We start from the raw sequence: 15678 nt of genomic DNA, 5'->3' as shown, positions 1-15678 counted from the left end.
ACGCGACCGGTAGTTCCCGGTCCGTTTCAACCACTCGTGACGCGAAATCTGACTCGCGTCCCGCGAAATCGCCGGGCCCGGCTCGTCGAGCCGAGTCTCGTGATCCCCCCGGAGCGGAAGTGGAACCGGGCGGATCGGTTCGGTGACGGCCGGCGATCGAGCGCTCGTTGTGGATGGAGGTCTCGCGGCGGACGGGAGCGTCACGCTCGACCGGCCGGTGCCCGCGGCGCCCGGTGGAGTAAAGTCACCGTGGGGTGACACTCCGGCGATCAGTGACACATGCAGGTGACAGAAGCGACCCTGTGCCATCCGATCGTCGACGGCGAGTTACTCTTCATCCGGAAACAGCGCGGGCTCGGTGCGGGGAAACTGGTGGGCCCCGGCGGGAAGCTGGAAGACGGCGAGACGCCGCGCGAGGCGGCCCGCCGGGAAGTCCGCGAGGAGTTGCGCGTCGACCCCGTCGGGCTGGAGAAACGCGGCGAGTTCGACTTCCACTTTCGGGATCGCGAGGCCGAACGGAGTGAGGCCTCGGACAGAGCGAGCGGGGACGAAGGACCCGCGAGCGGCGACGTGGACGACGACTCGATGCACGTCCACGTGTTCGCGGCGGACGGGATCGAGGGCGACCCCGAGGCGACCGAGGAGGCAGTGCCGGAGTGGCACCCCGTCGGGGAGTTGCCCTACGACGAGATGTGGATCGACGACCGCGTGTGGCTGCCGCACCTGATCGCGGGGGAGACGTTCGTCGGAGAGTTCGTGTTGAGCGACGACGGGGAGTCGCTGGTCCGCTACGAGATGGACATCGGCGTAGCGGTCGGATGAGACAGGCCAGCCGTGGATCCGGCCGTCACCGGCGCCGACTGCCGGACAGGAGGGGTTCGAGCGTATTCCGCTTCCCTCACTCTCCGTCACCGGCCACGGTGACGACGACCTTCCCGCGAGCGTGGCCCCGCTCGAGATAGCGGATCGCCTCGGCGGCCTCCGCGAGCGGGTACGTCCTGTCGACGACCGGGGTCACGTCGCCGGACTCGATCAGGTCCGACAGCGCCGCCAGGTCGGTGCCGTTCACCGACGCGATGAACACGGCCACCCGGTGGTCCGCGAACAGCGACGCCAGGAGCGCCCTGGCCTGAGTCCCTAGCGGTCCGATCAGGGGACCGCCCGCCCCGCTGGAGAGGACGAGCGTGCCGCCGGGGGCCAGGGCCCGTCGGAGTGCCCGCGGCGAGCGGTTCCCCACCAGGTCGAAGACGACGTCGTATCGCTCGCCGCTCAGGGTGAAGTCCTCCGTCGTGTAGTCGAAGACGTCGTCCGCGCCGAGTTCCCGGACCATGTCCACGTTCCGCGTGCTGCAGACGCCCGCCACGTGCGCGCCGCGCGACGTCGCTATCTGAACGGCGAACGTGCCGACGCCCCCCGACGCGCCGTTGATCAGGATCCGCTGGCCGGCCTCGAGTCGCCCCTCGTCCCGAAGGCCCTGGAGCGCGGTGACGCCAGCGATCGGGACCGCCGCGGCCTCCACGTACGTGAGCGAGTCGGGTTTGAGCGCCAGTTCGTCCGCCGCGGCGCACGCGTACTCGGCGAAACTCCCCGTCGCCTCCCCGAACACCTCGTCGCCCGGACGGAACGCCGTCACGTCGTCGCCGACCGCCTCCACGCGCCCCGCCACGTCCAGCCCCGGGACGCCGTTTTTCGGGGCACGGAGCCCGGTCAGCAGGCGCACGAAGTACGGGTCGCCCCGCATCAGGTGCGAGTCGGCAGGATTGGCGCCAGCCGCGTGCACGCGCACCAGCACCTCGTCGTCTTCCGGCACCGGTGGTTCGACCGCCCGGAGTTTCAGAACGTCGGGCGGACCGTACTCGTCCTGAACGACTGCCTGCATCGCGCGATCGTAGCCCCTCCCGACGGTGGATTCGGGCCGCCGCTTCGATTGACTCATTGCCGATAGTTATTCTCCATTGATAATATAATCGTCGGTTCTCCCGCCTATTCCTGGCACGTATCCGGAACGGACTACGTAACAGATAATGTATGAAACGCACGTCGAACGCAGTCGACTCCGGCCGAGTGGACGGTCCGGCGCGAGGTGGCGCGGTCGGTCGAGACGCGAACCGTGGCGAGCGTTCGACGGCGAGGGGTCGGCGCCCGCGAACGGTCGCGGACGGCGGCCGGTCCCTCGCCCGGCGACGCCCGACGCGGCGGCCGGACCGAAGTTTCCAAGAGCGTCGGGCGGGTTCGTCAGTGTATGAGCACGGACGACGCCGACGGAGACGGGGAACCCGCGGCCCGCACGGAGCGGTTCGCGGACGTCCCCGACCAGTACGACCCCGACGCGGTCGAGGACCGCGTCTTCGACTACTGGGACGCCGTCGACGCCTACGAGCAGACGGTCGAGCACCGATCCGAGGGCGAGGACTACTTCTTCGTCGACGGCCCGCCGTACACCTCCGGCGCGGCCCACATGGGCACCACCTGGAACAAGACGCTGAAGGACTGCTACATCCGTTATCTCCGGATGCAGGGCTACGACGTGACCGACCGGCCGGGCTACGACATGCACGGCCTGCCCATCGAGACCCGCGTCGAGGAGCGCCTGGACTTCGAGAACAAGAAGGACATCGAGGAGTTCGGCGAACAGAACTTCATCGACGAGTGCAAGGCCTACGCGAACGAGCAACTCGAGGGCCTGCAGGAGGACTTCAAGTCCTTCGGCGTCTGGATGGACTGGGACGATCCATACAAAACGGTCACGCCGGAGTACATGGAAGCGGCGTGGTGGGGCTTCGAGAAGGCCCACCAGCGCGGCCTCGTCGAACAGGGCCAGCGCTCCATCTCCCAGTGTCCGCGCTGTGAGACCGCCATCGCCAACAACGAGGTCGAGTACGAGGACGTCGAGGACCCCTCGATCTACGTCAAGTTCGACCTGAAAGACCGCGAGGGCTCGCTCGTCATCTGGACGACGACGCCGTGGACCATCCCCGCCAACACCTTCGTCGCGGTCGACGGCGAGGGCGAATACGTCGGCGTCGACGCCACGAAGGACGGGGGCACCGAGCGCCTGTACGTCGCCGCGGCGAAGGTCGACAGCGTGCTCTCGACCGGGCGCTACGACGACTACGAGGTCGTCGAGGAACTGACCGGCGAGGAGATGCTCGGCTGGACCTACGAACACCCGCTCCGCGAGGAAGTCCCCGACGCACCGAGCGGCGAGGGCGCGCTCCAGGTGTACACCGGCGACTACGTCGACACCGAGGGCGAGGGCACGGGACTCGTCCACTCCGCGCCGGGCCACGGTGAGGAGGACTTCGAACGCGGCACCGAACTCGGGCTCGACATCTTCTGTCCCGTCGGCGCCGACGGCGTCTACGACGACAGCGCGGGCGCGTACGCCGGCCAGTTCGTCAAGGACGCGGATCGAGACATCATGGACGACCTGGCGGCCGGCGGCGCCCTGCTCGCAGAGGAGACGACGTCCCACAGCTACGGCCACTGCTGGCGCTGTGACACGGGCATCATCCAGATCGTCACCGACCAGTGGTTTATCACGGTCACCGACATCAAAGAGGAACTCCTCGAAAATATCGAAGACAGCGAGTGGTACCCCCAGTGGGCGCGCGACAACCGCTTCCGCGATTTCGTCGAGGACGCCCCCGACTGGAACGTCTCCCGCCAGCGCTACTGGGGTATCCCGATCCCGATCTGGATTCCGAGCGAAAATTGGGATGGAAGCATGGAGCAAGCCATCGTCGTCGGCGACCGCGAGGAACTCGCCGACCGCGTCGACCAGGACGTCGACCCCGAGCGCGTCGACCTGCACAAGGACACCGTCGACGACCTGACGATCACCGAAGACGGGACGACCTACGAGCGCGTCCCGGACGTCTTCGACGTGTGGCTGGACTCCTCGGTCGCGACGTGGGGCACGCTGAACTACCCCGAGGACGAGAGCCGCTTCGACGAACTGTGGCCCGCCGACCTCATCATGGAGGCCCACGACCAGACCCGCGGGTGGTTCTGGTCGCAACTCGGGATGTCCACCGCCGCGACGGGTGATATTCCCTACAAGCAGGTCCTGATGCACGGCTACGCGAACATGCCCGACGGTCGCGGCATGTCCAAGTCGAAGGGCATCTTCGTGGACCCCCACGAGGTCATCGACGACTACGGCGTCGACCCGATGCGCCTGTTCCTGCTCTCCGTGACCGCCCAGGGCGAGGACATGAACTTCTCGTGGGACGAGACCCAGGAGATGCAACGGCGGCTCAACATCCTCTGGAACGTCGCGCGCTTCCCGCTCCCGTACATGCGCGCCGACGACTTCGAGCCGGGCGTTGCGACTCCGTCGCGACGAGCCGAAGGCGGCGAAGCCGCCGACGACGCGGTCTCGCTGGAGGACGTCGCAGACGACCTCGAACTCGTCGACGAGTGGGTGCTCTCGCGACTCCAGAGCGTCGAGGCGGAGATGACCGACGCGATGGAGGGCTTCGAGAACGACCGCGCGGTGAACGCGCTGATCGACTTCGTGGTCGAGGACGTCTCGCGCTTTTACGTCCAGGTCGTCCGCGAGCGCATGTGGGACGAGTCGGACTCCCCGAGCAAGCGGGCCGCCTACACCACCCTCTACACGGTGCTCGAAGAGGTCGCGGCCCTGTTCGCGCCCTTCACCCCCTTCGTCGCCGAGGAGGTCTACGGCTCGCTCACCGGCGACGCCGGGCACCCGACGGTTCACATGTGTGACTGGCCCGAGCCCGACGACGAGTGGCGCGACCTGGGCCTCGAAGGCGACGTCGAGATCGTCCGCGCCATCGAGGAAGCGGGCTCGAACGCCCGCCAGCAGGCCGAACGCAAGCTCCGCTGGCCCGTCAAACGCGTCGTGGTCGACGTGGACGACGCGGGCGACGAAACCGACGCCACCGACGTCGCCGGCACGGTCGAACTCCGCGAGGACATCCTGGCCGACCGGCTCAACGCCCGCGAGATCGAGGTCGTCGGCCCCGCGGAGGAGTGGGGCGAACTCACCTACTCCGCCGAGGCCGACATGAGCCTCCTCGGACCGGCGTTCGGCGACGACGCCGGCCGGGTCATGGGCGCGCTCAACGACGCCCGCGTGGCCGAGCCGACCGTCGAGGCGCTGGAGTCGGCCGTCGCCGCCGCACTCGACGAGCCGATCGATCTCGACGCGGAGATGGTCGAGTTCGTCCGGCACACGCCCGACGGCGTCGCCGGCGCCGAGTTCCAGGCGCTCGACAGCGAGGGCGTCGTCTACGTCGACACCGCGCTCACCGAGGACATCGAGAGCGAGGGCTACGCCCGCGAGGTCATCCGCCGCGTCCAGGAGATGCGCAAGGAACTCGACCTGGACATGGAGGAGTCGATCCGCCTGGAGTACGAGGTCCACGACGACCGCGTCGCCGACCTCGTCGCCCCCCACGAGGGCCTCATCGCCGACGAGGTCCGCGCCGAGGAGGTCGGTGCGGTCTCGGACGGTCACCGCAAGACCTGGGACGTCGAGGACATCGAGGTGGAGATCGCGATCGCACCCATCGCAGCGGCCGAAGCGTCGGACTGAGAGGACCCGTCTATTTCGACGTCTCCGGCAGCGTGACGGCGTCGGGATCGGTCCACCGGCGCACCTCGCCGCTGGGGTGGTACGCCACGGCGACGGAACCGGCGTCGTGCGAGCGAGCGAATCGCCTGACGATGGACTCGTTCGCGAAGCCGTCGGGGGCGTCGACGTTCACCCGGTCGGTCATCCCGTCGCTCTGCAGCGAGGCCCACCCGGCCAGCGCGAGGTCGACCTTCGGGTCCCCCGCTCGCTCGCCGGTGTCCGACACGACCGCGTCACGCAGTCGCTCGTGCATCCCCGAGGGGACGACGTAGGCCGTCCCGTCGGGCGCCACCGAGACGTGCCCGGCCCGGATTCGACCCGAAGATAGCTCCGGGAAGGGGACGGTCACGCTACCGCAGCGAGATGTTGGCAGTCTTCGTCTGCGTGTAGTGTTCGACGGCTTCCTGGGCGGTCTCCCGGCCCATCCCGGACTGCTTGTACCCGCCGAAGGGCTGGCCCGCCGGGAAGTCGTTGTAGGTGTTGACCCAGATGTTGCCGGCCTCGATGTCCTTGACGGCCTGGTGGGCCGTCGTCAGGTCCTCGGTGAGGACACCCGCCGCGAGGCCGTAATCCACGTCGTTGGCCAGTTCGATCATCTCGTCGTAGTCGCTCCAGGTGAACACCTCCTGGACCGGCCCGAAGATCTCCTCCTGGACGGCCCTGTTGTCGTGGTCGATGTCGTCGATGAGGGTCGGCGCGACGAAACAGCCGTCGGACAGGGCCTCGTCGTCGGGCTGGCTCCCGCCGGTGACGAACGCCGCCCCCGCTTCTTCGGCTTCCTGGATGTAGCCCATCGTCCGTTCGACCTGTTCGGCGGTCACCTTCGGACCGAGGTCCGTCGACTCCAGCAGCGGGTCGTCCACGGTCAGCTCCTCCGCCGCCGCCGCCAGTTCGTCCAGGAACTCGTCTTTGACGTCTTCGTGGACGAACAGCCGCGATCCGGCACAGCAGCACTCCCCGGTGTTGAAGAAGATGGCCGTGATGGTCGTCTGGACGGCCCGTTCGAGGTCCGCGTCGGGGAAGACGACCAGCGGACTCTTTCCGCCCAGTTCCAGCGTGAGGTCGGTGATGTTGTCCGCAGCGCTCTTCATCACCTCCCGGCCGACTTCGGTCGACCCGGTGAACGCGAGTTTCCGAACGTCCGGGTGTTCGGAGAGGGGTGCGCCCGCCTCCGTGCCGAATCCGGTGACGACGTTGACCACGCCGTCCGGAATCACGTCTTCGGTGACCTCCATCAGTTTCAGGATGGTCATCGGGGTCTCCTCGGCGGGTTTGAGGACGACCGTGTTGCCGGCCGCCAGCGCGGGGCCGAGCTTCCAGGCCGCCATCAGCAGCGGGAAGTTCCACGGGATGATCTGTCCGACGACACCGTACGGCTCGCGGAGGGTCTGGACGTGCCTGCTGTCGTCGGTGTCGACGGTCACCCCCTCGTGGGCGCGCGCGATGCCGGCGAAGTACCGGAAGTGGTCGGCGACGAGGGTCATGTCGATGCGCGCCTCGGTGATGGGTTTGCCGTTGTCCAGGCTTTCGAGGCGTGCGAACTCCTCTTTGTGTTCCTCGACGGCGTCGGCGATGGATTCGAGCATCGCCTGCCGCTCGGCCGTCGACGTCTCGCTGTACGTCTCGTCGTAGGCCTCCCACGCGGCCGCGACGGCCCGGTCGATGTCCTCGGCGTTGCCGGCCTGCACCTCGGCGAGTGTCTCGCCGGTCGTCGGATCGGTCGTTTCGAAGGTCTCCCCGGAGGCACTCGGAACCCACTCGCCCCCGATGAACAGATTCCGATGATCCGGGAGTACCTCGTTCGCTGCCTGCTCGTGGCGCGTTCTGATCGCCGACTTTCGCTCCGCCGGGTCTTGCGATCCACTCTCTGTAGACATACATCATCAATTATGATCCACCCCGACTTAGTGATTTTCGTGTTGAATATTTCACATCAGCTAGCTGACATCGGCGACGGCGATCGAATCGGGTCGTACGGCTCTCTATCGTACCATCGAGAGGGCGGTCGCGCCGCAACGGAAGAGCGCGGTCGGGTCGAGCGTCCCGCTCTCGGTCGCGTCCGGTCTCTTCGAGCAGTGCGATGGCCGCAGTCACAGAGGCCCGACCTGGACGTGGCGCTCGTCTCCACCGAGCGAGAACCTGCGGACGATCTGCGCCCGTGATCAGACCTCGTCCGACTCCGCCGCGGCACGGAGGCCGCGACAGTGCACCCACTGCCGTTCGGCGCGAGACGATCTGCTCGTCACCGACCTGTCGCCGATGGGAGAGAATTCTTCGACTATCGGAATCGCTTTTGGCCCGTATCGCAACCGTCCGATCAGTGACCGATACAGGAAAGCAACTGCGGGCGCTGTATTTCACGCGATTCGCGAGTTCGTTCGGGCTCGTCACGCTGCTGACGCTCCTGCCGACGTTCATCAACGAACTCGGTGCCGAGGGGTTCGTGCTCGGGATGTTCGCGACCGGACTGACGTTCGCGCAGGCGGTCGGGATCATCCCCATCTCGTGGGCGGGCGACCGCTACGACAAACGCACGGTACTGCTGGGCGGGCTCGGCCTCTCCGTGTTCGTCTACCTTGGCTTCGCCTTCGTCGGGACGAGCTGGCAGTTCATCGCCGTCCGGGCCGTCCAGGGGATCGCCGCCACCGCGGCCGGGCTCATTGCGCTGGCGCTCGTGGGCGACCTGGCCCGCGAGTCCGAGCGGGCCAACACCATCGGGACCTCCAACGCCTGGCGGTTCGCGGCGGCCATCGGCGGGACGTTCTCCGCCGGAGCGCTCTACGACCTGTTCGGGTTCGAAGCGGTGTTCGGCCTGCTGATGGTCGTCGCCGCGGCGGCGTTCGTCGTCGTCTGGCTGTGGGTCGAGCCCGACGACACCCGCATCCACGGCTTTCCCTTCACCGATCTGGCCTTCAACAAACGCATCCTCACGATGACGAGTTTCCGCGCCCAGTACGCCGTCGCGGTGACGCTCGTCCGCACCTGGGTGCCCATCTACGCCGGACTGGAAGCCAGCAGGGGCGGACTGGGGTACGAGGCCGCGACGGCGGTCGCGGTCATCCTCGCCGCCGAGAAGTTCACCAACATGATCTGCCAGCCCTACACGGGCGGGCTCTCGGACAAATTCGGCCGCGCCCGCTTCGTCTTCGTCGGCGGCCTCTTCTACGGCACTATCGCCGTCGTCGTCCCCTTCACCCCCGTCATCGGCGGCGCGCTCGGCCTGCCCGATACCTTCCCGTTCCTCGGGACGCTCTCGGCGGCGTTCATCCCGCTCGTGGTCCTGAACGGCCTCCTGGGCGTCGCCGACTCCATCCGCGAACCGGCCAGCATGGCGCTGTTCGCTGACGAAGGCAAAGGACAGGGCGTCGCCTCAAGTTTCGGCGTTCGCGACCTGGTCTGGCGGCCCGGGTCCGTACTCGCGCCGCTCGCCGGTGGCTGGTTGACGAGCAACGCCGGCATCGACTGGGTGTTCTTCCTCGGCGGCGCCTTCGCCTTCACCGGCGTGTTCGCCTTCCTCGGCATCCTCTCGTACAACCACGGCCGAGACGCGTTAGCTGCGTGGTGATCGGGAACTGGTCTTCGAGGGGGATCGGTGACCTCGGACGGCGCAACCGACGCCACTGCGACCGATGACTCGATCGGTACCGCAAACAGCGTGAAAGCCCCGACCCGTTCGGCTCGGGGGCCTCGCTGCGCTCCTCGGTTCGCACCGCTCACCTGCGGTGCTTGCTTCGTCCGCCTTCGCCGAACGGGTCGCCCCTTTCATTCCCACCCGCACAGACTGACCGACCACCCGACACGGGTGGGAATGAAAGGGGCCGCTCGCTCCGGGAAGACGGGCGACGTAAGCACTGGAGCGAGCGTAGCGAGCGAAGCGCGCAGCGAGCCCCTCGACTGGAGCGAGCGGGGGCTTTCACGCTGTTCGCGGCTACGACGGTGAGTGCGGTTACGGGACAGCAGTCGCCCGGATCCGTTTCGCAGCCCCCGCTAACTCGTCGACCACAACGTACACCACCGACGGCCGCGACGACAACACCATGTCACCGACAGTTCACGCCCTGCGCAACGAGATCCGCGTCTCGGTCGGCCGCTTCGAACGCGAGGTGTCGAGTTCGTTCACGAAAGAGGCGCTCGCGGCCATCTGCGACGCCGTCGACGCCGACGTCGACACGAGCGGCCAGCCGTCGAAACCGGCGATGCGGGCGGCCATCCGCGCGGCCGTCGACGGGCTGGACGGCGATAGCGAAGACAGCGGCGACAGCTTCAGAAAGGCCGATCTGGAGGCCATCGCGGAGGCGCTCAGGGACGAACAGGAGTAGCGCCGCGACGGCTGTCGTCGGTCAGAACTCGCGGACCATCACGAGCGCGTCCTCGCCGTTGGCGTAGTAGCCGGGAAGGGTGCCGTGGTGCTCGAAGCCGAACCGGCGGTACAGGTCCATCGCGGCGTCGTTGGACTCCCTGACTTCGAGTTTTACGGAGGCGGCGTTCTGGGCGGCGAGCGCGGTCAGCGCGCGCTGGAGGAGGCGCCGGCCGATGCCCTCGCTGCGGCGCTCCTCGGCGACCGCGATGTCCTTGACGTGGCCCAGATCCTCGCCGTGGTTGGGCACCACGTCGGCCACGACGTACCCCACGACGCGCCCGTCGTCGCCGATCGTCGCCGTCTCCCGCGAGTCGTCGGCGTCGCGGACCTGCGCGACGAGGAACCCCGGCTCGTCGAGGAAGCGCTCGAACGCCGAGAACGGCCACGGCTGGGGGAACGCCTCCTGCTCGATGTGGAAGACGGCGAGCAGGTCGGCGCGTTCGGCCTCGCGGATCCGTACGTCCGGTCCCGCCGCCTCGTCCCGTGCGACCGTCGTCACTGTCGCCGCGTAGGTGGCCACCGTACAAATGTCTACTGCCACCGCCGAGAACGCCCGGAACGACGGCCGAGACCGGGACTACCGGCGCCTGTGGTGCTCCACAAAATTCTTAACGACACCACTCACAGGACCCAATGCACCCAGATGGGTGCCACTCCACCCTCCCCACCCCACTCTCTTCGAAGCGGTTTGCTACCGACCGCACGCTCCACAGTGACGACGGACGCTATCGACGACAGCGGCTGCGCCGTCGTGCTCCGACCACCCCGTCCGTATTTGGGCGTTCGAGACGTGTTGGCCAGCATGAACGTTCGTGCTCGGACTGTCGAGGCGCGAGACGGTGCTCGATTGAACTGCTGGCAGCGGGTCCCCGAGGGTGCGACGGAGGCGGTGGTCTTCGTCCACGGGAGCATCACGAACGCTCGCGCGCTCTTCGCCACGCCCGTCGCGGACGACGACTCGTACTCGTGGCTCCACGCGGCCTCGGATCTGGGCCGTGGCGCCTACGCGCTCGACGTTCGCGGGTACGGCGACAGCGACCTCCCCCCGGAGATGGACGACGCGCCCGAGGCCGGCGGGCCACCAGTTCGTGCCGACCGGGCGGCAAACGATGTCGCCGATACCCTCGCCACGGTCCGCGAAGACTACGACGCCGTCCACCTCGTCGGCGTCTCGTGGGGGTGTCACACCTGCGGCCGCTACGTCGAACGCGACGACCCAGATCTGGCCTCGCTGACCCAGGTCGCACCGGTGTACAAGCCGCGATACGACTTCGCCGATGGGATGGACGCGCTCGGCCTCGACAGCGTCGACGTGGCGTGGTACACCCAGGACAGAGAGACGGTCCGCGAACGCCAGGGCGGCGACGACGCACTGTTCGAGGGCATCTGGCAGGCACAGGTCGAGTCCAACCAGGGCATCGACGAGACGACGTACAAGGCCCAGACCGGCGCGCTGGCCGACTGGCGCGCCTCCTGCGAGGGCGACCCCGCCTGGGACCCCGCCGGTATCGACGTGCCGACGCTCGTGATTCGCGGCACGGAGGACGAAATCGCCGACCGGCCGGGTTCGCTCGACCACTTCGACGAACTGACCGTCGACACCGCCGACTACGTCGAGATCGACGGCGGCGACCACTACCTGATGCACGGCGACCGGCGACGGGATTGCTTCGCGATCGTCGACGGGTTTCAAGACAGAGCCCGTTGAGGTACGACAGCCGGTCTCGGGCGAGAGACGTCGACTTGAGGCACGACAGTCGCATCCGGGCGAGAGACGTCGACGGCGCCGTCGCTGGCGACGAGTGAAAAAACGGAGAAGGTGTGGCGTCAGTCGTCTGCGGGCGCGCCGGACTCGTCGGACTCGTACTGCTGTTTGACGTGGGTGAGCTTCCCGCCGTCGGCGAGGATCTCGCGCTCGCGCTCCGAGGCGTCGAGGTTGGCGGTGGCCTCCCAGTCGTCGTTGACGCGGATGGTGAACTCTTCCTGACCCGTGCGGACCGCCTCGGCGACGTCGTCGACGATCTCGACGTCGTCGCCCTGGTCGATGTCCTCGTAGGTCTCCTCGTCGATCGTCAGCGGGACGATGCCGAAGTTGAAGAGGTTCGCCTTGTGGATGCGGGCGAAGCTCTGGGCGAGGACGGCGTCGATGCCGAGGTACATCGGGCACAGCGCCGCGTGCTCGCGGGAGGAACCCTGTCCGTAGTTCTCGCCGGCGAGCAGGATGCCGCCGTCGTTCTCGAGGGCGCGCTCGGGGAACGTGTCGTCGACGCGCGTGAGCGTGAACTCGGAGAGCTTCGGGATGTTCGACCGGTACATCAGCACGTCGGCGTTAGCCGGGCTGATGTGGTCGGTCGTGATGTTGTCCGGCATCTTCAGCAGGATCTCGCCGTGCAGGTCGGCCGGGAGCGGGTCCTTCAGCGGCACGTCGCCGATGTTCGGGCCCTTGATGAGCTCGTCGTCGACGGCCTCGTCGGGCGTGATGAGGTCGGAGCCGCTGACGCCGACGTAGTGGTCGGCGAGTTCGAAGCCGGGGTCCTCGACGTCGTCGAGGTCGCGCGGGTCGACGATCTCGCCCTCGAGCGCCGCCGCGGTGGCGACCTCGGGCGAACAGAGGTACACGGAGTCGTCCTCGATACCGGAGCGACCCTCGAAGTTGCGGTTGAAGGTGCGCAGCGAGACCGAGTCCGAAGCGGGCACGTGGCCGTTGCCGATACACGCGCCGCAGGTCGCCTCGGAGAAGTTGACGCCGGCGGCCATCATCTCGGCCGTCCAGCCCTCGCGGGCGAGCATCTCGGAGGCCTGCTTGGAGCCGGGCGCGACGATCATCTCCGTCGTCTTGTTGATCTCGCGGCCTTCGAGCATCTTCGCCGCGGGCAGGATGTCCTCGTAGGCGCCGTTCGTACAGGAGCCGATCATGACCTGGTCGACGTCGACGCCCTCGACCTCGCGGACGGGGACGACGTTGTCGGGCATCGAGGGCTCGGCGATGAGCGGCTCGAGCTCCGAGAGGTCGACCACGATCTCGTCGTGGTACTCGGCGTCCTCGTCGGGCTCGACCTGCTCGAAGTCCTCGGAGCGGCCGACGGCTTCGAGGTACTCCTCGGTCTTCTCGTCGGTCGGGAAGATGGAGGAAGTCGCGCCGAGCTCCGTGCCCATGTTGGTGATCGTCGTCCGCTCGGGCACCGAGAGGGTGTCCACGCCCGGACCGGTGTACTCGAAGATCTTGCCGACGCCACCCTTCACCGAGAGGCGTCGCAAGAGCTCGAGGATGACGTCCTTCGCGGTGGCCCACTCGGGGAGCTCACCTTCGAGGCGGACGTTGACGACCTCCGGCATGTCGATGTAGTAGGCGCCACCGCCCATCGCGACGGCGACGTCGAGCCCGCCGGCACCGATGGCGAGTTCGCCCATCCCGCCGGGGGTCGGCGTGTGGGAGTCCGAACCGAGCATCGTCTTGCCCGGCGCGGCGAAGTTCTCCTTGTGGACGTTGTGGCAGATGCCGTTGCCCGGGCGCGAGAAGTGCGCGCCGAACTTGCCCGCCGCCGAACGGAGGAAGCGGTGGTCGTCCGTGTTCTTGAAGTCGAACTGGTAGGTCTGGTGGTCGCAGTACTGCGCGGCGACCTCGGTCTGGACGTCGTCCAGGTCGAGCGCCTCGAACTGCAGCCACACAAGCGTCCCGGTGGTGTCCTGCGTGAGGACCTGGTCGATCTCGATCCCGATCTCCTCGCCGGGTTCGAGCTCGCCCTCGACGAGGTGCTCGTCGAGAATCTTTTCCGTAAGTGTCTGTCCCATAACGTCCGACAATGGCACACGCGCGGATATAAAACCCGCGAGTTACCGCGAGTGTTGTCAGTTGGCACCCCGCCGCGGTCTTGCGATTTCTGTCTTGACTGCGATTCGACAGTTGTGGAGAGTCCCGATCGCGTTCGGCTTCGACGAACGCCGTTAATCGGTTCGACGATCCACAGAACCGGTGCGACGGACGGCGTCGGGCACCTGCGAGGGGACGAACGGGGACGTCTCCCGCGGGTGCGAGAACGAAACGACTATGCTGGCGAGCGGACCACGCCCGGTATGTTCAGGAGCGGGCGGTTCGTCGCGGACGTCCTCGGCGACGTGGCCGACGACCAGGTTCAGCCGAACGGCGTCGACCTTCGACTCGGCGCGGTGTACGAACAGGTCGCGCCCGGTCGCATCGGGACCGACGGCAAGACCGTCGGTGAACGCCGCGAACGCGACCCCGAGGCCGACGGAGACACGGACGTCTACTATCTCGACACCGGCGGATACGTCGTCGAATACGCGGACACCGTCCGGATCCCCGAGGGCCACGTCGGCTTTCTCTACCCGCGGTCGTCGCTGTTGCGCAACTCCTGCATGCTGGACACCGCCGTCTGGGACGCCGGCTACGAGGGGCGCGGGGAGGGATTGCTCGAGGTGTACCACCCCGTCGAACTCGAACGCGGCGCGCGGATCGCTCAGCTCGTGCTCGCCGAGGCGGACCACGCCGACACCTACGACGGCGCCTACCAGCGCGAGGGCCTGGAGTGACGGCCCTCGCGACGACGGCGAGCGGCGGACGCGCCCGGGCGGCATGCTAACCCAAGCCGTAAGATTAATCGAGAGTGTGGTGAAACGTACGAACGGTGTTGGGGGGAGCCCGGCCGGACCGTGCCTCTGACATCCAACACCGGACGACGCCTCCAACACCGGTGTATCGGGGGTCTCCCCGATTTCTGTGACACTCGACCCGAATACCGGATGGACGCCTCGCCGAGTCGGCGGCAAGCGCCCGCAAAGGTGGAACGCGCCCGCAAAAACCCCACCGCGCCGACGCGCCCGAACGGGTCGACGTCGACCGACGGGACCGGGCAGTTCTTTCAGAGCGTGAAACCGCACTCACGGTTCTATATACCGTTCCGGTGACGTAGAGAGTATGCCAGCTAACGAGGAACTGTACGTGCTCGCCCCAGGGGAGGGCGACGCGGTGAGCGACGGGTGGGTGAGTCCCCGGCCGATAAACGAAGCCGTCGGCACAGCGGTCGCCGACGTGACCGATCTAGAGGCCGACAACGTCGAAGACGCCGACGCCTACGTCGACATCGAGCAGATCGAGACGCTCCTCGACGGCGGGGACGACGAGGAGTCGCTGACGTTCTCCGTCGAGGGCCACGACGTCACCATCGACGGCGGCGGCCACGTCTCGGTCGACCCCGACGAGTGAGGGGGCCTGCGGACGGACCCGACCCTCGTTTCCCGGGACAGGTCTAACACGCCGGGGGGCGATTTCTCCGTATGACGCGACTTGCGCTCATCGCCCACGACGACGAGAAGCCCGAGATGATCGACCTCGCCGAGAGTTACGAGTCACTGCTCGCCACCTTCGACCTCGTCGGCACGGGGACGACCGGCAAACGAGTCGCCGACGAGACCGGACTCGACGTCGAACTGAAAGAGTCGGGACCGATCGGCGGCGACGCCCAGATCGCCGCCGAGGTCGCGGAAGACCGCCTCGACGGGATCATCTTCCTCCGGGACCCGCTGACCGCCCAGCCGCACGAACCCGACATCAGCGCGCTCCTGCGGATCTGCGACGTCCACGACACGCCGCTCGCGACGACGCGGACCAGCGCCGAGTACGTCCTCGACGGCCTGGCGGCGGACGCCGATCGGGGCGACTGAGCCGCGTCGTTCTCTGGGATCGGTCGGTGCG

At 67.6% G+C, this 15678-nt stretch carries 13 protein-coding genes; 8 read left to right on the top strand and 5 right to left on the bottom strand.

Annotated elements, in window-relative coordinates; translation table 11 throughout:
• Positions 1-279 precede the first annotated feature (279 nt).
• Positions 280-822 (top strand): 8-oxo-dGTP diphosphatase, encoded by a 543-nt coding sequence (locus tag ACMGFE_RS14620; protein WP_436925948.1) that lies wholly within the window; start codon positions 280-282, stop codon positions 820-822.
• 76 nt (positions 823-898) lie between these two features.
• Here the strand turns inward: ACMGFE_RS14620 and ACMGFE_RS14615 are convergent, their stop codons facing one another.
• The gene (locus ACMGFE_RS14615) at positions 899-1936 is read right to left on the bottom strand and encodes an NAD(P)-dependent alcohol dehydrogenase (RefSeq protein ID WP_436925947.1); all 1038 of its coding nucleotides are present in this window, start codon (positions 1934-1936) and stop codon (positions 899-901) included.
• Positions 1937-2242: 306 nt separating this feature from the next.
• Here ACMGFE_RS14615 and ileS point away from each other — a divergent pair, with 306 nt between their 5' ends.
• Complete coding sequence (gene ileS / locus ACMGFE_RS14610; protein ID WP_436925946.1) at positions 2243-5566, top strand: isoleucine--tRNA ligase; 3324 nt, start codon at positions 2243-2245, stop codon at positions 5564-5566.
• A 10-nt stretch (positions 5567-5576) separates the two neighbouring features.
• Here the strand turns inward: ileS and ACMGFE_RS14605 are convergent, their stop codons facing one another.
• A complete protein-coding gene (locus ACMGFE_RS14605; RefSeq protein WP_436925945.1) occupies positions 5577-5954 on the bottom strand; it encodes a hypothetical protein in 378 nt (125 codons plus the stop codon).
• Between the two features lies 1 nt (position 5955).
• Positions 5956-7482 carry an aldehyde dehydrogenase family protein gene (locus ACMGFE_RS14600; protein ID WP_436925944.1) on the bottom strand — a complete coding sequence of 509 codons (1527 nt, stop codon included), beginning with the start codon at positions 7480-7482 and terminating at the stop codon, positions 5956-5958.
• Positions 7483-7925: 443 nt separating this feature from the next.
• On the opposite strand from ACMGFE_RS14600, the gene ACMGFE_RS14595 reads away from it, so the two are divergent.
• A complete protein-coding gene (locus tag ACMGFE_RS14595; RefSeq protein WP_436925943.1) occupies positions 7926-9170 on the top strand; it encodes an MFS transporter in 1245 nt (414 codons plus the stop codon).
• A 472-nt stretch (positions 9171-9642) separates the two neighbouring features.
• Positions 9643-9924 carry a hypothetical protein gene (locus ACMGFE_RS14590; RefSeq protein WP_436925942.1) on the top strand — a complete coding sequence of 94 codons (282 nt, stop codon included), beginning with the start codon at positions 9643-9645 and terminating at the stop codon, positions 9922-9924.
• 21 nt (positions 9925-9945) lie between these two features.
• Here ACMGFE_RS14590 and rimI read toward each other — a convergent pair whose 3' ends face one another.
• Positions 9946-10464 (bottom strand): ribosomal protein S18-alanine N-acetyltransferase, encoded by a 519-nt coding sequence (gene rimI, locus ACMGFE_RS14585; protein WP_436926101.1) that lies wholly within the window; start codon positions 10462-10464, stop codon positions 9946-9948.
• A 303-nt stretch (positions 10465-10767) separates the two neighbouring features.
• On the opposite strand from rimI, the gene ACMGFE_RS14580 reads away from it, so the two are divergent.
• A complete protein-coding gene (locus ACMGFE_RS14580) occupies positions 10768-11673 on the top strand; it encodes an alpha/beta hydrolase (protein ID WP_436925941.1) in 906 nt (301 codons plus the stop codon).
• Between the two features lie 119 nt (positions 11674-11792).
• Here ACMGFE_RS14580 and ACMGFE_RS14575 read toward each other — a convergent pair whose 3' ends face one another.
• Positions 11793-13757 (bottom strand): aconitate hydratase, encoded by a 1965-nt coding sequence (locus tag ACMGFE_RS14575; protein WP_436925940.1) that lies wholly within the window; start codon positions 13755-13757, stop codon positions 11793-11795.
• Between the two features lie 237 nt (positions 13758-13994).
• Here ACMGFE_RS14575 and ACMGFE_RS14570 point away from each other — a divergent pair, with 237 nt between their 5' ends.
• The 3 genes from ACMGFE_RS14570 to ACMGFE_RS14560 all read left to right on the top strand — a co-directional run bounded on the left by ACMGFE_RS14570 (position 13995) and on the right by ACMGFE_RS14560 (position 15647).
• Positions 13995-14516 (top strand): deoxyuridine 5'-triphosphate nucleotidohydrolase, encoded by a 522-nt coding sequence (locus ACMGFE_RS14570; protein WP_436925939.1) that lies wholly within the window; start codon positions 13995-13997, stop codon positions 14514-14516.
• Between the two features lie 385 nt (positions 14517-14901).
• Positions 14902-15189, top strand: coding sequence for a HalOD1 output domain-containing protein (locus ACMGFE_RS14565; RefSeq protein WP_436925938.1), 288 nt, complete (start codon positions 14902-14904; stop codon positions 15187-15189).
• Positions 15190-15260: 71 nt separating this feature from the next.
• Positions 15261-15647, top strand: a complete 387-nt coding sequence (locus ACMGFE_RS14560; protein ID WP_436925937.1) for a methylglyoxal synthase — start codon at positions 15261-15263, stop codon at positions 15645-15647.
• Positions 15648-15678 lie beyond the last annotated feature (31 nt).

This window comes from Halosimplex amylolyticum (assembly GCF_051414035.1).
GTDB classification, from domain to species: Archaea; Halobacteriota; Halobacteria; order Halobacteriales; family Haloarculaceae; genus Halosimplex; species Halosimplex amylolyticum.
This window is presented reverse-complemented; position numbering and strand designations above follow the sequence as displayed.